A 19,987-nucleotide genomic window follows, 5' to 3' on the forward strand; every position below is an offset into this window, starting at 1 on the left:
CGGGCTTTTTTTATGCTGCCGGATGGGGATGATCAGCGGTGGCGCAGACCGAAGAGGTAGCCGATGAAGGCGGCGCCCGCGAGTGTTGCCAGCGGGTTGGCCTGGATGGTCTGGCGCAGGTCTTCACGCAGCGATTCAGCCTTGGCGACGGCGAGCTGGCCGGTGCCTTCCGCAATCAGGCCGGCGGATTCCTTCAGCTTGCTGATCTCCGATTTCAAGGCGTCGATCTGCTCATTGATCGAGGCTTCCGCTTCGGCGGCGCGGACCTCTTCCGAAATGCTGTCTCGCCCCTCGACGACGCCAAGCGTGCGCTTTCCGGTGCTCTTTTCGTCAGCCATGGACATGTCTCCCTGGATTGAATGGAATGGCAAAAGGGAGAACTTCCGCCGCGCCACTTGGTTCCCGCCTCTGATTCAAACTGTGATCGTTGCAGCCGGTAAGAGCGATTGACTCTCTTTTCGTTTAAGAACAAAAAGAGAACATACTGTCCTCATCAAGGAGCCGCCCGTCCAATGTCCGCCTTCGCCGCCAGTGCCGTTGTCGCCGATCTGCGCGACCGCATCCGGCAGTTCGACGGCCGCGCGGCGCGCGACCGGGTGGTAATGCCCTTCGGTGTGCCCGAGATCGATGAGCGCCTGCCGGGTAGTGGGTTGGCGCTTGCCAGCCTGCACGAGGTCTGCGGCGGTGGCAACGATGCCGTGGCGGGCGCGGCCGCCATGCTCTTTGCCGCCGGCATCGCTGCGCGTACCAAGGGGCAGGTGCTCTGGTGCCTAACGCAGCCGGACCTCTTCGCGCCGGCGCTGGCGCAGGCGGGGCTCGCTCCTGGCCGCGTCATCTATGTGGAGGCGGGCGATGAAAAGAGCCTGCTCCTCTGTTTCGAAGAGGGGTTGCGCCATGGCGGGCTCGGTGCCGTGGTGGCGGAGGTCGCCCGTCTGTCAATGACCGCTTCGCGGCGCCTGCAGTTGGCGGCGGAAGCCGGCGGCACGCTCGGCCTTGCCCTTCGGCGCTTCCGGCACCTGAAGGAAGCGGCAACCTTTGATCAGCCGACGGCTGCCGTAACGCGCTGGCGGGTTTCCGCCGCGCCGTCCTCGCCCCTTCCCGTTCCTGGGGTCGGCCGGGCGCGATGGCTGCTGGAACTGACTCGCTGCCGGTCCGGCGCCGCGGCCGAATTTGACGTGGAGGCTACCGATGCCGAGGGTCGTATCGCTTTTTCTTCCCGGCTGGCCGATCGATCGCCTGCGACGGTCCCTTGGTCCTTCGGCGCCAGCGCCTGATCAGCGCCTTGTTCTCGTCGGGCGCGAGGGCGCGCGCCGGATCCTCACGGCGGTCAGCCGCGTGGCCGAGCAAGCCGGCCTGCGCGTCGGCATGCCGCTCACCAAGGCTCATGCGCTGGTGCCCGACGTGCTCACCATGCCTGCCGATCCCATGGCCGATTCCGCAGCGCTGGAGCGCCTCGCACTCTGGGCCTTGCAGCATTATGCGCCCGTCGTCGCGCCCGATCCACCGGATGGCCTCGTCATCGACACGACCGGCGCGGACCACTTGCATGGCGGCGAGGAGCGTATGCTGACCGGTCTCGTCAACCGGCTCGGGGCGTCCGGCATTTTCGCCCGCGCGGCGGTGGCCGATACGTGGGGAGCGGCCCATGCCGCCGCCCGTTTCCTGGCCGCGCCCGTCTGTATCGTTCCGCCGGGCGCGGCCGGCAAGGTCGTGGCGCCACTGCCCATCTTCGGCCTCCGGATTCCGCCGGAAACCGTGACAGGCCTGCATGTGCTAGGCTTTGCCACGATCGGCGAGGTGCTGGCCGTGCCGCGCGCGCCTCTGGTCCTGCGTTTCGGCACGCTCATCGGCCGCCGGATGGACCAGTTGCTGGGCATGGTCCACGAGCCCGTCGATCCGCTGCGTGCTCCCGAACACGTCAGCGTGCGAAAAGTTTTTGGCGAGCCCATCGGTGCCCCCGAAACCATCGGACGTTACACGGCCGCCCTCGTCGGCGATCTCTGCAAGGCGCTCGAAAAGCGCAGTCTCGGCGCGCGCCGGCTCGACCTTCTCTTCCATCGCGTCGACAATTCACGACAGGCAATCCGCATCGGTACGGCACGGGCGGTGCGCGATGAAAAGCGTCTCGTGCGGCTGCTCTGCGATCGTATAGAGACAATCGACCCGGGTTTCGGCATCGAGATCATGGATCTGACCGCGACGCTTGCCGAACCGCTTGTTCTGCAGCAGAAGGCCTCCTCGCTGATCGAAGAGGCGCAGGCCGATCTTGCCGGCCTCGTCGATGTCATCGCCAACCGCATCGGCGCCCGCCGGCTCTATCGCCTGGCGCCGGTCGAAAGCGATGTGCCGGAGCGCTCCATCCAGCGCATCCCTCCACTCGCTCCGGATGACGGCATGACCTGGCCGGGCCGCTGGCCGCGCCCGGCGCGGCTTCTCGCCCGCCCGGAGCCGATCGAGGTCATGGCGCTGCTGCCCGACCATCCGCCCGCCTTCTTCATCTGGCGTGGCGTGCGCCGGCGCGTGCAGCGGGCGGATGGTCCCGAGCGCATCTTCGGCGAGTGGTGGAAGCGCGACGCCGAGCTTTCCGCCGTGCGCGACTATTTCCAGGTGGAGGACGCCGAGGGCGAGCGCTTCTGGCTGTTCCGCTCGGGCGAGGAGCAGCAGATCATCACCGGCGCGGGTCGCTGGTTCCTGCACGGAATTTTCGCATGACGCCGCGCTACGCCGAACTCCAGGTCACCTCGCATTTCTCGTTCCTGCGCGGGGCGAGCAGTTGCGCGGAGCTGTTTGCCCAGGCGAGTGCGCTCGGCATTGAAGCCATGGCCGTCGTCGACCGCAACAGTTTGGCCGGCGTCGTGCAGGCCTATCGCGCGGCGAAGGAAAACGGCGTTCGCCTCGTCGTCGGCTGCCGGCTGGATCTTGTCGATGGCACGTCGCTGCTCGTCTATCCGACCGACCGCGATGCCTATGCCCGGCTTTGCCGCTTGCTCACCATCGGCAAGAAAAAAGCCGGCAAGGGAAAATGCCATCTCGACTGGTCGGATGTCGTCGAATGGAACGAAGGCCTGCTTGCCGTGCTGGTGCCCGACGAGGCCGATGACACCGCCGCCTTCAACCTGCGCCGCCTCTCGGAGGCGTTTGCGGACCGTTGCTACCTCGCCCTGACGCTCCGCCGTCGGCCGAACGACCAGCTGCGCCTCTTCGACCTCTCCAACCTCGCTGCGCAGTATCGCGTGCCCACGGTCGTCACCAACGATGTGCTCTACCACGAACCGGCCCGTCGCATGCTGCAGGACATCGTCACCTGTATCCATCACAACGTCGTCATCGACAATGCCGGCTTCCTGCGCGAACGCCACGCCGACCGCTACCTCAAGCCGCCAAAAGAAATGCACCGCCTGTTCGCGCGTTACCCGGAGGCCCTTGCCCGCACGCTCGATATCGTGGAACGCTGCCGGTTTTCGCTGGATGAGCTGGAATATCAATATCCGGAGGAACGGGAATATACCGAGCTGACCCCGCAGGAGGCGTTGGAGAAATATACCTGGGAGGGAGCGGCGGTGTTCTATCCAGAGGGCATTCCGGACATGGTGTGCAAAAAGCTCCTTCACGAGTTGGAGCTGATCCGCAAGATGAAATATGCGCCCTATTTTCTCACGGTGAACGCCATCGTGCGCCATGCACGCTCACTTCCTATCCCGATCCTTTGTCAGGGCCGGGGTTCGGCAGCCAACAGCGCGGTCTGCTTCGTCCTCGGCATCACCTCCATCGAACCGACGGTGAACGGCCTGCTTTTCGAGCGTTTCGTCTCCGAGCAACGCGGCGAGCCGCCCGACATCGATGTGGATTTTGAGCACGAGCGCCGAGAGGAGGTGATCCAGTGGATATATGAGACGTATGGAACGCAGCGCTCCGCGCTCTGCGCGACCGTCATTCGCTATCGCTCGCGTGCGGCGATGCGCGATGTCGGTCGGGCGCTCGGTATGCCGGAAGATGTCTTAAAAGCCCTATCCTCGCAAGTGTGGGGTTGGTCGAATGACGTGCCGCAAACCTATACCGGATCGGCCGGCCTGAATGTGGATGATCGGCGAATAAAACTGCTGTTCGATCTTGCTCGACAATTGATCAACGCCCCTCGCCATCTCTCCCAGCATCCGGGTGGCTTCGTACTGACGCGCGACCGGCTGGACGATCTGGTGCCCGTCGAGCCTGCCAGCATGGACAAACGGCAAGTGATCGAATGGGACAAGGACGATATCGAATATTTGAAATTCATGAAGGTCGACGTGCTGGCGCTCGGCATGCTCACCTGCATGCGTCGCGCTTTCGATTTTCTGAAAGAGCACAAGGGCTTGAACTATACGCTAGCGACCATTCCGCAAAAAGATAAGCCGACTTATGAGATGATCTCGAAGGCCGACACGCTTGGCACATTCCAGATCGAGAGCCGCGCACAAATGTCCATGCTGCCGCGTCTCAGGCCGCAGGAGTTTTACGATATCGTCATCCAGGTGGCGATCGTCCGGCCAGGCCCGATCCAGGGTGACATGGTGCATCCGTATCTGAGGCGCCGGCAAAAACTTGAGAAGGTTGATTATCCCAGCCCGGCTTTTCGCAAGGTTCTGGAGCGGACGCTGGGTGTGCCCCTGTTCCAGGAGCAGGCCATGCAGGTGGCCATCGAATGCGCGGGCTTTACTCCCGGCAGGGCGGATGAGTTGCGCCGTGCCATGGCGACCTTCAAGCAGACCGGTGGGGTCGACAAGTTTCGCGAGGAATTGATCGAAGGCATGGTTAAGCACAAGCATCCGCGCGAATTTGCCCAACGCATGTGTAAACAGCTTGAGGGCTTCGGCTCCTACGGTTTCCCGGAAAGCCATGCCTACAGCTTCGCCATCGTCGCCTATGCCTCGTCCTATGTGAAATGCCATCACCCGGATGTCTTCTGCGCGGCCCTGCTCAATTCCCAGCCGATGGGGTTCTACGCGCCGGCGCAGATCGTGCGCGATGCGCGGGAGCATGGGGTGGAGGTGCGGCCTGTCTGCATCCACAAGAGCCGATGGGACTGCACGCTGGAGCCGACGGACGTGGCGGGGCGTTTTGCCGTGCGGCTCGGGCTGCGGCTGGTGAAGGGGCTCAACAACAAGGAGGCCGGTCGGTTTCTCGCCGAACGGGAAGAGGAGCCGTTCGTCTCGATCGACGATTTCTGGCGCCGTTCGGGGCTCTCGGCCGAGGTCCTGGTCCGGCTGGCAGAGGCGGACGCCTTTCTCCCCTCGCTCGGCCTGTCTCGCCGTGAAGCGCTCTGGGCGATCCGCGGCCTGCGCGACGAGCCGCTGCCGCTCTTCATTGCCGCTGCCGAGCGCGAGGCGGCGACCGTCCCGGAAATCACCGAGCCGGCCGTGGCGCTGCGCCCGATGGCGGTGGGCGGCGAGGTGGTGAAGGATTATGGCCATGTCGGCCTGACGCTCCGGGCCCATCCGGTCAGTTTCCTGCGCGAAAGCCTGCAGCGGCGGCGCATCCTCCCCTGCGCGGAAGCGATCCGGCTGCGCGACAGGCAAAAGGTCGAGACGGCGGGCATCGTGCTGGTGCGCCAGCAGCCGGGTTCGGCCAAGGGCGTCATCTTCGTGACCATCGAGGACGAGACGGGAATCGCCAACCTCGTCGTCTGGCGCAAGGTCTTCCTCGCCTATCGCCCCATCGTGATGGGCGCGCCGATGATCGGCGTGAAAGGCTATATCCAACGGGAAGGGGAGGTGGTGCATCTTGTCGTGCAGCACCTCACCGATTTGTCCGCCGATTTCGCCACGATCGGCCGGCGCGGCGCCGCCGCTGGAAATGATGCGGGTCAGGTGGAGGCGATCCGCGTCAAGTCCCGCGATTTCCATTGATCCTGTCGGCGGCGGCAGTGATTCGCACGTCTTCAAGGCCTGCGTCTCGCCTTGCCCCACCTGCAAAACTCGCCTACGAAAATGGTAGCGAGGGAGGGCGCCATGCAGGAAGAACTCACAGCTTCGGACGGACGGCTGGACGACCCGCAGCGCGCCTATAAAATCCTGATCGCCGATCTCGTCGGACTGCGCTTCGATGCGGATGGTAATCCCGATCCCGGCGAGGTGCGCGCGCATATCGAGGCGAAGGGCGGCACCTTTCATGAGGGCGTCTATCAGCGCGAGCCCCTGCCGCCGGGCCTGCATTTCTTCTACCAGCCGGATCTGAGCGCCGAGGCCGAGATCATCGCCCAGACGGCGGACGGGCGTTATGACTCACTGATCGCGGCGGCGACCTTCATTCCCAAACAGGCGATTTTTCCGCTCGGCGGCGTGCGTATCGGTGCCGGCACCGGCAATATGGGCTCGGCCTCCTGGGGCGGCGGCAATGGCGAGGGTGGTGATGCCCCCTTGATGAACACGCCCGGCATCAACAGCCGCGCCACGGCGCAGATGGTTATGAAGGCGATCCTGAAGGTGATGCCGGACCTGCCGGTCGCGCAGCTGCATGCGCGCGTGGTAACGGGTGATTTCGACACCGGCCGTGACCTCAAATCCTTCCCGACCGCCAAGCTCGAGGGGCGTCGCATGGCGGTGCTCGGCTATGGCAATATCGGCCGTGAGGTGGCCCGGCTCGCCCGGGCTTTCGGGATGTTCGTGACGATTTATGCCCGACCGAAGCATCGGCAATGGATCGAGGCCGAGGGGTTTGGCTATGCGGCCTCGCCGGTGGAGGCGGCCGACGGGGCGGATGTGCTTTCCGTCCATGTCGGTCTTGGCCGGCTGGACGAGGAGACGCGGATCCATGCCAATGCTGGTATGGTCGGCGAGGCGGTGATGGTGGCGATGAACCGTGGCGCCGTCATCGTGAACTACGATCGCGGCGAGGTGGTGGATACAGCGGCCCTCGACCGAGCGCTGGCCTCGGGGCAGGTGCGCCATGCGGCCATCGATGCCGATCTCTTCAGGAACGCGACGAGCGGCGCTCTAAGCGGCCCGATGCTACCCTATCTCAAACTCGCCGAGCGCCATCCGGACAGGCTTGAACTGCTGCCCCATGCGGCGGCCGATACGGACCATCCCTCGCGGGTTGCCGGCGCCTGCCAGGCGGTGGACCAGATCATCGATGTCATCCATTTCCGGCGGGTGACGAACCGGAAGGGCGATCTTCCCGAAGGCTATGTCGATGCCGGGGCGAAAGTGCCGCATGGCATCGGCCGCGTGACGACGGCAACACTTGCGGCGGCGGCGGTCGATCCACGTTTTGCCGAGCTCAACGGCATTTCACGCGAGATCGCCGATACGTTCGAGGCGATCGTCGAGGCGGTGGACGAGGGTATGACGCACCAGCCGGCGCATGGCGACGTCGCCTCGCTGACCCATCTCCTGCTGCGCCAGCGCCGGCTTCTCGAAGCGCTGGGGCTGGACGGGCCGGCGGAGGCCTGAGGAACTTTCGTCCTGCCCGTAAGTTTTGCTCCTGAGATGAAATTCAGGGAGTGTCCGCCATGACCCATCAGCAAGACGAACGCGGCGATCCGATCACCCTCACGCATGATCCCGTCCGCAAGGATTATTCCGCCCGCGAGACCCGGCAGGGCGGCCCTGGCAGGCCGGTGTTGAAAGTGCTCGGCATCAGCCTTGCGCTCGCCCTTATCGCCTGGGGCGCGGTGGAAATCTTCGGCGAACGCATCGATCCTTCCGCGCCTGTCGATGCGACGCAGACCTCGTCCACCACCAGCGGCGAGCCGGCGCAGGACACGATCGACAACAGCGTGCCCGGCGGCGGCGAAGCGGTGCCGACCGACCGTTCTCCGACGCAGCAATCCGGGACCGACGGCGATAGCCAGAAGGTCACGCCTGGCGGTACTGCGAACTGATCTGAAAAGCCGGCGCGTTAGCGCCGGCCATACTGCTGCATGACGGCCATCAGCGCTTCGTGATCGATGGCATCGACGCGCAGGCGGTCGTGCGGTGTGCCGCCGGCGCTTTCCGCTGCCAGCATGGCGTTGACCACGGCTTCCTCCACACTATCGACTGCCGCCGCATAGACGGGGTCGAGATATTCGTCATTGACCATCTCGATGTTGAGCCGGGCCGGGGCGCGGTGTGCCATGGGCCGTGGATTGGCGGTGGAAAAGGCGAGGAAGATATCGCCGGAATTGTTGCCGCCGGGCGTGCCGTTGCGGCCGATGCCGATCGAGGCGCGGCGGGCGAGGCGTTTCAGCTGGTGCGGTGCCATCGGTAAGTCGGTCGCGATGACCACGATGATCGAGCCACGCTCCTTCAACTGGCTCTGTGGGGTATTGTCCGTGAGGTGTTTGCCGACGGGTACGCCGCAGACCGTCAGCCAGTCGCGCTGGCCATGATTGGCCTGCACGAGCGTGCCGATCGTATAATCCCTGTCGCCATAGGAGACGACGCGGGAGGACGTGCCTGTGCCGCCCTTGAAGCCGTAGGTGATCATGCCCGTGCCGCCGCCGCAATTGCCCTCGGAGACGGGGCCACGCGAGAGATTTTCCAGCGCCGCTCGGGCGTCGGCTTCCGTCACCGGCATGCCGTTGATGTCGCTCAAGGCTCCGTCATAGGTCTCGGCAATCACCGGCATCAGCCAGAGGAAATCGCCGATGTCGTAGGTCGAGGGATAGCGCTCCAGCATCCAGCGGATCGTCGCGTGATGGGTGATGCCGACGCCATGGGTGTTGGTGATCATGACCGGGCCGAGGAAGGTGCCGCCGTCCTCGATCCAGTGCGTGCCGGTCATCTCGCCATTGCCGTTGAACCGGTGCAGGCCGGCATAGACGGGCACGGGCGTTTCGCTTTCGCTGTGCGGCAGGATGGCGGTGACGCCGGTGCGCACCGGCAGTTTGCGGCCGGGGCGCGGGGTTTCCTCGCGGATGGTCTGGAAGCCGACGGCAATGCCGTCGACATCGGTGATGGCATTGAGCGGGCCGGTGCGGCCGGTGAAAGGCAGGCCGAGCGCGCGGGCGCGGGGTTTGGTCGTCTGGGTCATGATCATTTCTGCCGGGAACGAAGGTAGAGGCCAAGCGAGGCGATGACGAAGGAGAAGGTCAGCATCATCACGGCGATGGCGTTGATCTCCGGCTTGATGCCGCGCCGGAGCATGGCGAAGATGAACATCGGCAGCGTCGTGACATCGACGCCGGCGATGAAATAGGTGATGACGAGGTCGTCCATCGAAATGATGAAGGCCAGCAGCGCGCCGCCGACGACGCCGGGCAGCAGCTGAGGGAACACCACCTTGCGGAAGGTCGTCCATTCGTTGGCGCCGAGATCGGCGGAGGCATGCTCCAGCGTGCGATCCATGCCGGCGAGCCGTGCCGAGACGACGATGAAGACATAGGAGATCAGAAAGGTGCACTGGCCGATGATGATCGTCTTCAGGCCGAGATTGATGCCGGAATTGACGAAGAAGATCAGGAGCGCGATGCCGAGCACTATATCGGGCATCAGCATCGGCATGAACATGATGGTGCGGTAGAAGCGCCGTCCGAAGAAGTCGAAACGGTAGACGGCGATCGCGATTGCCGTGCCGAGCACGGTGGCGATCGCCGTGGTGGAGGTTGCGATGATCAGGCTGTTCCAGAGCGCCTCGACGAGTTGGCTCGTCGATTCCAGATAGAGCGCGTTTTCCGAAATCTTCGTCTTGAAGCCGAGGACCTGAGCGTACCATTCGGTGGTGAAGCCGGTCCAGGTCATCATGTTGACCGGGTTCGCATTGAACGAATAGACGGCGATCAGCGCGAGCGGGATGTAGATGAAGGCGAAGAACAGCGCGGTATAGGCGATCAGGCTGCCGCGGGCCAGCGTGGCGAAAATCTTCATGGCCGCTCTCCTCAATGTCCGGTCGCGGGGTCGAAGCCGCGACGGCCGGAAACGACGACGTGGATGAAGAGCAGCACCAGCATGACGGTCATCACCATCATGGCGAGCGCCGAGCCGAAGGGCCAGTTGCGCGCGGCGAGGAACTGCTGCTCGATGAGATTGCCCAGCATCATGACCTTCGCGCCGCCGAGAATGGCCGGCACGACGAAATTGCCGAGCGCGGGAATGAAGACGATGACCGCGCCGCCGGCAATGCCCGGCGCCGTCAGCGGCAGGATGATGCGCAGGAAGGTGCGGATCGGCCCGGCGCCGAGATCGAGCGAGGCGCGCACCAGCGTCCAGTCGAGTTTCTCGACGCTGGCATAGACCGGCATGAACATGAACGGAATGAAGACATAGACCATGCCGAGAATGATCGCGCCGTCGGTATAGATGAGGTCGAGCGGTCGGCTGACGATACCGGTGCCGATGAGCACTTCGTTGGCGAGGCCGGTCGGGCGCAGGATGAGCACCCAGATGAACAGCCGCACGATCAGGCTGGTGAAGAAAGGCAGCGTGATCAGGAAGAGGCAGAAATTCTTCCAGCGGTCGGAGAGCCGGCTGATGCAGAAGGCGGCCGGGTAACAGACGAGGAGTGTCGCCAGGACGGTCATCGCCGCGATCTTCAGCGAGCGCAGGAAGATCGCGATGTAGATCGGGTCGAAATCCTCGAACATGGGGTCGGCGAAGCCGAGGATGCGGCCGTAATTGTGCGGATACCAGGTCCATTCCACCCCGCCGTAAAGGCCGGGCGCGAGGAAGCTCGTCACGATCATGATGGCGAGCGGGCCGAGGAAGAAGACCGCCAGGAACAGCGAGACGGGTCCGAGCAGGACGGCCAGCTGGGCGCGGCGGCGAAAGGCAATCGACGTCATGTCAGGCCGCCTCCGCCGGAAGGAGGTGCACGGCGGCAGGATCATAGGCGAGGCGCGCGCGGCGCGACTGCTCGATTTCGCCGACGAGGCTGCGCCGCATGGCGGGGATTTCCGCGATGACGCGCCGGCCGGTCACTGTCCGGCCGAACAGCTCGAAGGTCGAGCCGACGAAGACGATCTGTTCGAGATCGACGTCGAGGCCCGGCGCGCTGTCGCCGGATTGAGCGATGAAGAATTGTTCGGGGCGGATGAGCGCGGTTGCCGCGCCCGTTGCACCCTGCCGGCCATGGGAAATGGATAGGCCGTCCTTGGTGACGAGCTGCCCGCTGCCGGCCTCGCCCTCGAAGAGATTGCTGGCGCCGACGAAGGTGGCGACGAAACTGTTCTTCGGCTGGTCGTAGATGGCGCGCGGCGTGTCGAGCTGCTGGATGCGGCCGCCCGAGAGCACGGCGACGCGGTCCGACATTGTCAGCGCCTCCTGCTGGTCGTGCGTCACGAAGATGAAGGAGATGCCGAGCTCGTGCTGCAGCGTCTTCAGCTCGATCTGCATGGACTGGCGCAGATTCTTGTCGAGCGCCGACAGCGGTTCGTCGAGTAGCAGCAGCTTCGGCCGGGCGATGATGGCGCGGGCGAGCGCCACGCGCTGCTGCTGGCCGCCGGAGAGCTGACGGGGCTTGCGGCCCTCCATGCCCTCGAGCCCGACCATGCGCAGCGCGTCGCCGACGCGCTTCGTGCGCTCGGCTTTCGCGACACCGGCGACTTCAAGCGCATAGCCGGTGTTTTCGCCCACCGTCATATGCGGGAAGAGCGCATAGTTCTGGAACACCGTGTTGACCGGGCGGCGGTAGGGCGGCCGGTCGGTCATGTCCTCGCCGTCGATCAGAATGTGGCCGCCATCGAGCTGGACGAAGCCGCTGATCGCCTGGAGCAGGGTGGTCTTGCCGCAGCCGGACGGCCCAAGCAGCGTCAGGAATTCGTTTCGGCTGACGTCGAGATCGATCGCGTCGAGCGCCGTCACGGTCTGTCCCTCCGGCGTGGCAAAGGCCTTCGCCGCCTTTTCCAGGCGGACTATGGAATCTCGCATCGTCGTTCCCCATTAATGTTATTAAAATAACGCTTGTGCGATTTAGATATTTGGATACCATTTGTTCATCCAAGTCAACGGCCGAAAGAAGCCGGGACGGGAAATGCGGCGCAAAGGAAAGCGCCGGGGCCACGACGGGCCGAACCATCAGAGGAGAGTATTTTATGCCGAAATCGCATGATGCCGGTCTGTCCGGCTTTCGCCGCGCCGCTTTTTCGCTCGCCGTGCTCATGGCCACGACGGGCATGGCCAGCGCCGCGGAACTCAACGTCTACAACTGGGGCGAATACATCAATCCGGAAGTTTTGAAGAAGTTCGAAGAGGAGACCTCGATCAAGGTCAACCTCTCGACCTATTCCTCCAACGAGGAAATGCTGGCCAAGATCCAGGGCGGCGCCACGGGCTATGACATCGTCTTCCCGTCCGTGCACATGCAGGACATCATGGCCAAGCTCGACCTTCTGGAGAAGACCGACATCAACCAGTATGAAGGCTTCAAGAATATTGATCCCGCCTTCCTGCGCGCGAAAAGCGATCCGGACGGCGCATATTGCCTGCCCTATGCCTGGGGCTCGGTCGGTATCATGTACAACCGCAAGATCATCGGCAAGGATATCACGGGTTGGAAGGACCTGATCGAGACGGTGAAGGCAAAGGGCCTGAAGTTCACCCTGCTCGATGACATGCGTGAAGTGCTGGCGGTCGGCCTTATTCTGAACGGCCACAAGATCAACTCGACGGATCCGGCCGAGCTGCAGCAGGCGGCCGACACGATCATCGCCATGAAGCCGGATGTGGCGGCCTTCACCTATGACGAGCGGCCGATGGTGCAGGCGGGCGACGTTGCCGCCGGTCATGCCTTCGTCGGCGCGATGGTGGATATCTTCGCCAATGAGAAAGACCTGGGCTACGTGATCCCCGAGGAGGGGGCGACTATGTATCAGGAGGACATCTGCGTGCTGAAGAGCGCGCCGAACAAGGACAATGCGATCAAGTTCCTCCAGTTCTATACGCGTCCGGAAATCGTCGCTCTCAACGTCACGCAGCAGACCAACGGCACCGCCAACGTGCCGGCACGGGAATTGACCCCGGAAAAGATCAAGAATAGCAAGGAAATCAACCCGCCGGCCGAGACGATGGCGCGTCTCCAGATATTCGAGGATCTGGGCCCGGCCCTGCGTCAGGTGGACCGTGTCTGGACGCGGGTCAAGACGGCGCAATGAGTCCGGTGTGAGTGCGGTTGATACCCGCCCGTCTTTGGACGGGCGGGATTTCGAAGAGAGGGGCGACGTGTCGAAACGCATTCTGAAGCTCGTTCAGTCCGACGACCTCAGGCGGTCCAAATCCGACAAGCTGATCGCTCATTACATCGAGCGCAACATCGCCGAGCTGCCCTTCGAGACGGCACGGTCGATCGCGCAGCGTCTTGAGCTTTCGCCCATGACCATCGGCCGCTACCTGCGCCGCATGGGTTTCGATGGGCTCGACGAGCTGAAGAGCGAGCTGCGCCGCAGCAGTTCCAATCCCGCCTGGCAGGTCAAGGGCCAGGTCGGCCGGCTTGAGCAGGACCGCAAGGATGGCAAGCTGCTCGCCGGCCTCATCCAGCAGCAGATCGACAATCTCGGCGAGATCTACGCCATTACCACCGCGCCGGAATGGCAGCAGACGATCGACGCGCTGATCGGCGCGACCGAGGTCTATGTCGCGGCTTATCAGAACGTGCGCGGCATTGCGCAGTATTTTGCAAGCCAGCTCTCCTATACCCGCCCGCGCGTGCAGTTCGTCGATGGTGTGAACGGCACCTATGCCGAAGTGCTCGACGGCTCCGTCGAGGGTCGGCTGCTCTTCCTGCACGACGTGCGCCGCTTTGCCGCCAAGGCCCGGCCGCTGGCGCTGGAGGCGCGGCGGGCGGGCGTGAAGGTCGTGCTGCTGACCGATGAATTCTGCCCCTGGGGGCCTGAAGTTTCCGATATCTGCCTCATCGTGCCCGGCTCGCATGGACCGCTGTGGGATGGTGCCGCGACCATGACGGCGGTCATGGATCTCATGCTCAGCAATGTCATCGTCGAGATGGGCGACGCGGTGAGCGAACGCGTCGACCGATTGACGCAGCTTCAGGACGTCTTCGGGGATTTCGAAAGCTGATTGTCGCCGTCACCTTGACGCCGTCGAATGGGGCGGACTAAGGATGGCGCGACGGCTCCCCGAAGGATGACTCCCAGGGGATTAATAGGGAACACGGTGCGGACGACCCAACAGGGACCGAAGCCGTGGCTGCCCCCGCAACTGTAGGCGGATTGCCGCCTGTCCTCGTGGCGCATTCTAGCGTCATGCCACTGCGCATTTTGCGCGGGAAGGCAGACAGGCAGCAGATATCCGTGAGCCAGGAGACCTGCCGTCAGAGCCGAGAGTGCTGTTTGTCCTGCACTCGAGAATCCAAGTCACGGGCGGGGAAGCCCGGAACAGGAGACGCCATGACGAGCCAGCCTGCCGCCTGCGGCAGACCACCATTCGTTTTCTCCCGACCGCATTCGGTGCGCCCTTCGTGGTTCATCGGCTGAGCCCGCACGCCTTCACTCTCCGGGAGAAATCCATGACCCTGTTTTCCGCGGCCCTGCGCGCCGCATCCCTCGTTTCCGCCGTTGCCGGCGCGGTGACCCTTATCGCTTCCGGTGCGGCCCAGGCCGCCGCGACGCAATACCCGCTGACGCTGCAGAATTGCGGCCGCCCGGTCACCTTCCAGAAAGCGCCGACGAAGACCGTCTCGATTGGCCAGAGCTCGACCGAAATCCTCTACATGCTCGGCCTCGCCGACAAGGTGGTGGGCACGGCACTTTGGGTCGGCCCGGTTCTCAAGGGCTATGAGGACGTCAACGCCAAGATCGACCGCCTGGCCGACAACGAGCCGAGCTTCGAAAGCGTGCTGGCCAAGAAGCCTGACATCGTCATGGTGCAGTTCCAGTGGCAGGTCGGCCCGGAAGGCGTCGTCGCCAAGCCCGAGCAGTTCGAGGAGCTCGGTATTCCCGTCTACACCTCGCCGGCGGATTGCGTCGGCAAGGAGAACAATGCGGCCAGCGACGGCGTGCGCCATCAGGTCTTCACCATGGAGCTGGTCTATCAGGAGATCCGCGAGATGGCGCAGATCTACGATATTCAGGACAAGGGCGAGGAAGTCGTTGCTGCGCTGAAGGCGCGCGAGGAGGCTGCCCGCGCCAAGGTCGCCGCCGCGAAGGACAAGCTTTCCGCCGTCTTCTGGTTCTCCAGCGCTGCCGATGCCGATCCCTATGTTGCCGGCAAGAACGGGGCGCCGGGCTACATCATGTCGGCGCTCGGCATCGAAAATATCATCAAGACCGATGACGAATGGCCGACGGTCGGTTGGGAAACCATCGCCAAGGCAGCACCGACGATGATCGTCGCCGGTTCGATGGAGCGCCGCCGCTATCCGCTCGATAGCCTCGAAGCCAAGCTCGACTTCCTGAAGACCGACCCGGTCGCGAGCCTCATGCCGGCGGTGAAGAACAACCATGTCTTCGACATGGACGCCCAGGCGATGAACCCGACGATCCGCACCATCGAAGGCATCGAGCTTCTGGCCGACGCCATTGAAAAGGCTGGTCTCGCCAAGTGATCTCCGATCGCCCCATTCTGCTCCGGACGGGCGCCGCTTTCGCGGCGCTCCTCCTCTTGCTGTTTGCGCTCGGCGTCGGCGCCGCGGTCGGCGAGACGGCGATCCCGCTCGACGTGGTCGCCAAGACCGTGGCGAACCGCCTCTGGCAGGCCGGTTACCCGCTGGAGCCGATCGACGAGGGCATCATCTGGAACTACCGGCTGAGCCGGGCGATGGTCGCGGCCTGCTGTGGTTCGGCGCTCGCGCTCTGCGGCGTCATCCTGCAATCGCTGCTGCGCAATGCGCTGGCCGATCCCTACATCCTCGGCATTTCCGCCGGCGCCTCGACCGGCGCCGTCAGCGTGGCGATCCTCGGCATCGGGGCCGGCGCCCTGACGCTGCCGGCCGGCGCCTTCCTCGGCGCGCTCGTCGCCTTCGGTCTTGTCAGCGCGCTCGCCTTGCGGGCAGGCCGCGGCACGAGCGCGATCATCCTGGCCGGCATCGCAGGCTCGCAGCTCTTCAATGCGCTGACCTCCTTCATCGTCACCAAGGCGGCAAGTGCCGAACAGGCGCGCGGCATTATGTTCTGGTTGCTCGGCAATCTCTCCGGCGTGCGCTGGCCGGATGTCTGGCTGGCGCTGCCGGTGGCGATCCTCGGGCTTCTCGTCTGCCTTTGGCATGCCCGCGCGCTCGATGCCTTCACCTTCGGCACGGAATCGGCGGCCTCGCTCGGCATTCCCGTGCGCCGGGTCTATGTCGTGCTGATTGCGATTTCCGCGCTGATGACGGCGACCATGGTCTCGATCGTCGGCTCGATCGGCTTCGTCGGTCTCGTCATTCCGCATGCCGCGCGCATGGTCGTCGGCGTGCGCCACGGCCTGCTTCTGCCCGCATCGGCGCTGATCGGCGCCATCTTCATGATTGCGGCCGACGTGCTGTCGCGTGTCATCATTCCCGGCCAGGTCCTGCCTATCGGCGTCATCACGGCGCTGTTCGGCGCGCCGGCCTTCGCGCTCATCCTCAGCCAGAGGAGGTCTGCCCTGTGACGCTGTCTGCCCAAAACCTGCACTGGTCGGCCGGCGGCGCGACGATCCTGCGGGATGTCTCGCTCGATGTGCGCCCCGGTGAATTTCTCGGCATTATCGGCCCGAACGGCTCTGGCAAGACGAGCCTGATGTCGCTGATGTCCGGCATCCGCAAACCGCAGGCCGGTGCCGTCCTGCTCGACGGCAGACCGCTTTCGGATCATGGCCGGCAAGCCATTGCCCGGCGCATCGCCTTTGTCGAACAGCAGGCGGAAACCACCGAGCGCATCACCGCGCGCCAGGCCGTCGAACTTGGCCGCACGCCGCATCTGGGCGCGCTCACGCCCTGGTCGCGGGCTGACGACGCCATCGTCGACCGGGCGCTGGAGGAGGTCGACATGGCGCATTTTGCCGATCGGCTGTGGCACACGCTCTCCGGCGGCGAGCGGCAGCGGCTGCACATCGCCCGTGCTCTGGCTCAGCAATCGCCGATCCTGCTACTCGACGAGCCGACCAACCATCTCGATATCGGCCACCAGATCAGCCTGCTCCAGCTGGTGCGCGAGCAAGATCTGACCGTCGTTGCGGCCCTGCACGATCTCAACCACGCCGCCATGTTCTGCGACCGCATTGCCGTCATGCAAGGCGGTCGCATCGTGGCGCTGGGCACGCCGGCCAAGGTGCTGGAGCCGCAGCGTCTGCTGGAGGTTTTTGGCGTCACCGTGGATGTGGAGCGCGACAGCACCGGCGGCTGCTTCATCCGCTATCGTCGCCCGGAACCGCGGCCGCCGCGGCTGAAACTCGTCGCCAGCGAGGGCAAGTGATGCACGGCACGCTTTCCAACGATCACCTCAAGGAAGATATCCGGGACTACTGGTCCCGCCGCTCGCAAACCTTCGATCTCGCCTTCGGTCACCGCATTCCCGAAGGCCCGGAATTCGACGCGTGGGCGGCGGCGATCCGTGAGCGTCTCGGGCCGGAGCCGCGCCGCGTGCTGGAATTGGCCTGCGGCACGGGGGAGGTGACGCGCCTGCTCTTGTCGCTTGGTCATGACGTGACCGCGCTCGATTTTTCCGAGGAAATGCTGTCGGTAGCGCGCAAGAAGCACGCGGGGGCCAAGGGCCTCCGCTTCCTGCTCGCCGATGCGGAAAATCCGATGGAGCCGGACGAAAGCTACGATGCCATCGTCTGCCGCCATCTCGTATGGACGCTGACGACGCCCGATCAGGCTTTTGCGGAATGGCACCGCATGCTGAAGCCTGGTGGCACGCTGCTGTTCTTCGACGGCGACTGGGCCGCCCCGACGCGGCTCGGCCGGTTGGCAAGCCGTGCCATCGCCGTGCTCGACCGGTTCATCGGAACCGACCCGCATTATGACGGTGCGATGAGTGACCGGCATTCCAGCATCATGCAGCGGCTGCCCTTTGGCGATGGGTTGACGGTTGAGCGCGTGCTGCCTCTGCTGGACGCGGCCGGTTTCCGCGATATGACGATCGGCTCCCATGCGCCTATCGCCAGGGCACAAAGGCGGACGACGGATCTGCGCAACAAGCTGCGAACGCTGCTTTATCGCCGTTTCATCCTCTGCTGCCGCAAGCCGGACTAGACATCAGTTTCCACCGTCAACTTCACGCGGTCGGCGGCAAAGCGGGTGCGGGAAAACTGGATCGGCGTTCCTGAAAGGTCAGTGTTGACGGCCGTCGTGACGAGAATGATCGCGCCGGGCGAAAGCTTCAGGTGCCGGATATCGTCGCCCTCGGCATGGATGGCCGAGATTTCCGTCGAGCGGCGCACATAGTCGGCGACGCCAAGCTCCCGGAAGGCTGAAGTGACGGAGCGCGTCCGATCGTAGATCGTTCCCATCTCGCCGAAACGCTCCGCCGGGAAATAATGCGTTGCACGCGAGATCGGGCGCTTGTCGGCGCTGTTGACGGTTTCCATCCGCACACAGAGCGTGCCGATAGGCAGTCCCAGGGCTTCCGCGACGATCGACGGCGCAACCTCTGTTGCCGCCTCCAGCATCTTCCCTTCGATATCGCGTGCCTGATTGCCGAGGCCCTGCGAAAAGCGCGTGCGTTTCGAAATCGGAAAGCGCAGCCGGTCGCGCCGCTCGATGCGGGTGCCGATGCCCTGGATGGGGCGCACGATGCCTTCTTCCGCAAGGGCCGCCATGGCGCTGCGTACCGTGTGGCGGTTCACGCCGAAGCGGGCGGCAAGCGTCATTTCCGGCGGCATCATACCGGTTTCGTCGAAATCGCCGTTGTTGATCGCAAGGCGCATGCGGTCGGCGATCTGCCGCCAGAGGGCCACGCCCGATTGCCGTTCCACCATTTTCGCCCCCGCGATTTCACCCTTTGTCACACCCTTGTCATTCCGGCCGATTAAGACAAGACTTAGATGTTCGGTTGTCTAGATTAATAGACATTTGGAGATGAGGCAATGGCATCAGTTGAGAAAATAGCCGAGGCCGCCGCGAAAGGTGCGACGGCGGACCGGCAGAGGGCGATGGGCCTGCTTGCGAAGGCGAGCCGGGCGGAATTGCAAGCGGCATTCGACGCGCTGGCGGAAAAGCCGGTCGTGCAGCCGGTGCGCGGTCCAGAGACAGGTCTCGTCATGGTGCGCGGCCGGATCGGCGGCGGCGGTGCGCCGTTCAATCTCGGCGAGGCGACGGTGAGCCGCGCCAGCATCCGTCTTGCGGATGGCACGGTCGGTCACGGGCAGGCGCTCGGCACGGACGGTGCCAAGGCCCGGCTTTCGGCGATTTTCGACGCGCTCTTCCAGCAGCCGGCGCACAGGGCCGAGGTGGACGCATTGCTCAATGCCATCGCGGCGCGCGTTGCCGACGAGGATGCCGCGAAGGCCCGCCAGACGGCGGCCACCCGCGTCGATTTCTTCACCATGGTTCGCGGAGAGGACTGATGACTTTGGATACGCTCGCCTTTTCCGGCGGTTTTCAGGAGCCGGTCTTTCAGGCCCAGGCCGTCTTCCGCACGCTGATGGACTGCATGGCTCGTCCGGGCACGATCGGCGCTATCGCCGCGACCGTCACGCCGCCCAAGCCGCTGACGCCGGCTGCCGGTGCCATCGCGCTGACGCTCTGCGACCACGACACCACCGTCTGGCTGACGCCGGCGCTTGCCGCCTCAGCCTTGCCCGGCTGGCTCGCCTTCAATGCCGGCGCGGTGCTGGCGGATGAGCGCCAGAACGCCCGCTTCGCCTTCATCGAAAAGGGCGCGATGCTGCCGAATTTCTGCCTCTTCGCGCAGGGCACGCAGGAATATCCGGACCTGTCCACGACGCTGGTCGTCGAGATCGAAGCCTTCGAAGGCGGCCGGCCGCTCGTCCTGAAGGGGCCGGGCATCCGCACGCAGGAGGAGATCGCGCCCGTCGGTCTGCCCGACATGTTCCCGCAGTTCTGGGCGGAGAACCGCCAGAAGTTTCCGCGCGGCGTCGATCTGATCCTCGTTGCCGGCGACAAGATCATCTGCCTGCCGCGCACCACCGTCATCAGCGTGAAGGAGGCGTAA

18 protein-coding genes, 1 pseudogene and 1 riboswitch are annotated in these 19,987 nt (G+C 64.4%); of the genes and pseudogenes, 13 read left to right on the forward strand and 6 right to left on the reverse strand.

Annotated features, from left to right (window positions below):
• Positions 1–32: 32 nt before the first annotated feature.
• Positions 33–338 (reverse strand): hypothetical protein, encoded by a 306-nt coding sequence (locus MUU55_RS17235; protein WP_244761979.1) that lies wholly within the window; start codon positions 336–338, stop codon positions 33–35.
• A 174-nt stretch (positions 339–512) separates the two neighbouring features.
• Here MUU55_RS17235 and MUU55_RS17240 point away from each other — a divergent pair, with 174 nt between their 5' ends.
• From MUU55_RS17240 to MUU55_RS17260, 5 genes and pseudogenes are all read left to right on the forward strand, one after another.
• The gene (locus tag MUU55_RS17240; protein WP_244761980.1) at positions 513–1,274 is read left to right on the forward strand and encodes an ImuA family protein; all 762 of its coding nucleotides are present in this window, start codon (positions 513–515) and stop codon (positions 1,272–1,274) included.
• Positions 1,189–2,712 (forward strand): DUF6504 family protein, encoded by a 1,524-nt coding sequence (locus MUU55_RS17245; RefSeq protein WP_244761981.1) that lies wholly within the window; start codon positions 1,189–1,191, stop codon positions 2,710–2,712. Before MUU55_RS17240 ends, MUU55_RS17245 begins: the two co-directional genes overlap by 86 nt.
• On the forward strand, positions 2,709–5,885 hold the full coding sequence (locus MUU55_RS17250; protein ID WP_244761982.1) for an error-prone DNA polymerase: 3,177 nt from the start codon (positions 2,709–2,711) through the stop codon (positions 5,883–5,885). Before MUU55_RS17245 ends, MUU55_RS17250 begins: the two co-directional genes overlap by 4 nt.
• A gap of 126 nt (positions 5,886–6,011) precedes the next feature.
• Positions 6,012–7,430, forward strand: a pseudogene (locus tag MUU55_RS17255) (NAD(P)-dependent oxidoreductase); the annotation flags it as partial.
• Between the two features lie 59 nt (positions 7,431–7,489).
• Positions 7,490–7,861 (forward strand): hypothetical protein, encoded by a 372-nt coding sequence (locus MUU55_RS17260; protein WP_244761983.1) that lies wholly within the window; start codon positions 7,490–7,492, stop codon positions 7,859–7,861.
• A gap of 17 nt (positions 7,862–7,878) precedes the next feature.
• Here the strand turns inward: MUU55_RS17260 and MUU55_RS17265 are convergent, their stop codons facing one another.
• From MUU55_RS17265 to MUU55_RS17280, 4 genes are read right to left on the reverse strand one after another with little or no spacing between them, the layout of a single operon-like run.
• Complete coding sequence (locus MUU55_RS17265) at positions 7,879–8,994, reverse strand: DmpA family aminopeptidase (protein ID WP_244761984.1); 1,116 nt, start codon at positions 8,992–8,994, stop codon at positions 7,879–7,881.
• Positions 8,995–8,996: 2 nt separating this feature from the next.
• Positions 8,997–9,827: an ABC transporter permease gene (locus tag MUU55_RS17270; protein WP_244761985.1), complete on the reverse strand. Its 831-nt coding sequence runs from the start codon at positions 9,825–9,827 to the stop codon at positions 8,997–8,999.
• A gap of 11 nt (positions 9,828–9,838) precedes the next feature.
• Positions 9,839–10,741, reverse strand: a complete 903-nt coding sequence (locus tag MUU55_RS17275) for an ABC transporter permease (protein ID WP_244761986.1) — start codon at positions 10,739–10,741, stop codon at positions 9,839–9,841.
• Between the two features lies 1 nt (position 10,742).
• The gene (locus tag MUU55_RS17280; RefSeq protein ID WP_244761987.1) at positions 10,743–11,825 is read right to left on the reverse strand and encodes an ABC transporter ATP-binding protein; all 1,083 of its coding nucleotides are present in this window, start codon (positions 11,823–11,825) and stop codon (positions 10,743–10,745) included.
• Between the two features lie 230 nt (positions 11,826–12,055).
• Here MUU55_RS17280 and MUU55_RS17285 point away from each other — a divergent pair, with 230 nt between their 5' ends.
• The 6 genes from MUU55_RS17285 (at position 12,056) to MUU55_RS17310 (ending at position 18,066) form a co-directional block, all read left to right on the forward strand.
• Positions 12,056–13,048, forward strand: a complete 993-nt coding sequence (locus tag MUU55_RS17285; protein WP_244762170.1) for a polyamine ABC transporter substrate-binding protein — start codon at positions 12,056–12,058, stop codon at positions 13,046–13,048.
• A 67-nt stretch (positions 13,049–13,115) separates the two neighbouring features.
• The gene (locus MUU55_RS17290) at positions 13,116–13,970 is read left to right on the forward strand and encodes a MurR/RpiR family transcriptional regulator (RefSeq protein ID WP_244761988.1); all 855 of its coding nucleotides are present in this window, start codon (positions 13,116–13,118) and stop codon (positions 13,968–13,970) included.
• 36 nt (positions 13,971–14,006) lie between these two features.
• Positions 14,007–14,239: riboswitch (cobalamin riboswitch) on the forward strand.
• A gap of 179 nt (positions 14,240–14,418) precedes the next feature.
• Positions 14,419–15,456, forward strand: a complete 1,038-nt coding sequence (locus tag MUU55_RS17295; RefSeq protein ID WP_244761989.1) for an ABC transporter substrate-binding protein — start codon at positions 14,419–14,421, stop codon at positions 15,454–15,456.
• Positions 15,453–16,481 carry a FecCD family ABC transporter permease gene (locus MUU55_RS17300; RefSeq protein ID WP_244761990.1) on the forward strand — a complete coding sequence of 343 codons (1,029 nt, stop codon included), beginning with the start codon at positions 15,453–15,455 and terminating at the stop codon, positions 16,479–16,481. Before MUU55_RS17295 ends, MUU55_RS17300 begins: the two co-directional genes overlap by 4 nt.
• A complete protein-coding gene (locus MUU55_RS17305; protein ID WP_244761991.1) occupies positions 16,478–17,284 on the forward strand; it encodes an ABC transporter ATP-binding protein in 807 nt (268 codons plus the stop codon). Before MUU55_RS17300 ends, MUU55_RS17305 begins: the two co-directional genes overlap by 4 nt.
• On the forward strand, positions 17,284–18,066 hold the full coding sequence (locus tag MUU55_RS17310) for a class I SAM-dependent methyltransferase (protein WP_244761992.1): 783 nt from the start codon (positions 17,284–17,286) through the stop codon (positions 18,064–18,066). Before MUU55_RS17305 ends, MUU55_RS17310 begins: the two co-directional genes overlap by 1 nt.
• On the opposite strand, the gene phnF is transcribed toward MUU55_RS17310, so the two are convergent.
• Positions 18,063–18,806: a phosphonate metabolism transcriptional regulator PhnF gene (gene phnF / locus MUU55_RS17315; RefSeq protein ID WP_244762171.1), complete on the reverse strand. Its 744-nt coding sequence runs from the start codon at positions 18,804–18,806 to the stop codon at positions 18,063–18,065. The genes MUU55_RS17310 and phnF overlap by 4 nt on opposite strands.
• Positions 18,807–18,899: 93 nt before the next feature.
• On the opposite strand from phnF, the gene phnG reads away from it, so the two are divergent.
• Both phnG and phnH read left to right on the forward strand, forming a co-directional pair.
• A complete protein-coding gene (phnG, locus tag MUU55_RS17320) occupies positions 18,900–19,379 on the forward strand; it encodes a phosphonate C-P lyase system protein PhnG (RefSeq protein WP_244761993.1) in 480 nt (159 codons plus the stop codon).
• Entirely contained in the window at positions 19,379–19,987 is a 609-nt protein-coding gene (gene phnH, locus MUU55_RS17325) for a phosphonate C-P lyase system protein PhnH (RefSeq protein WP_244761994.1), read from the forward strand. The genes phnG and phnH overlap by 1 nt, the downstream gene beginning before the upstream one ends.

The sequence above is a fragment of the Shinella curvata genome, from assembly GCF_022899935.1.
GTDB lineage: Bacteria > Pseudomonadota > Alphaproteobacteria > Rhizobiales > Rhizobiaceae > Shinella > Shinella curvata.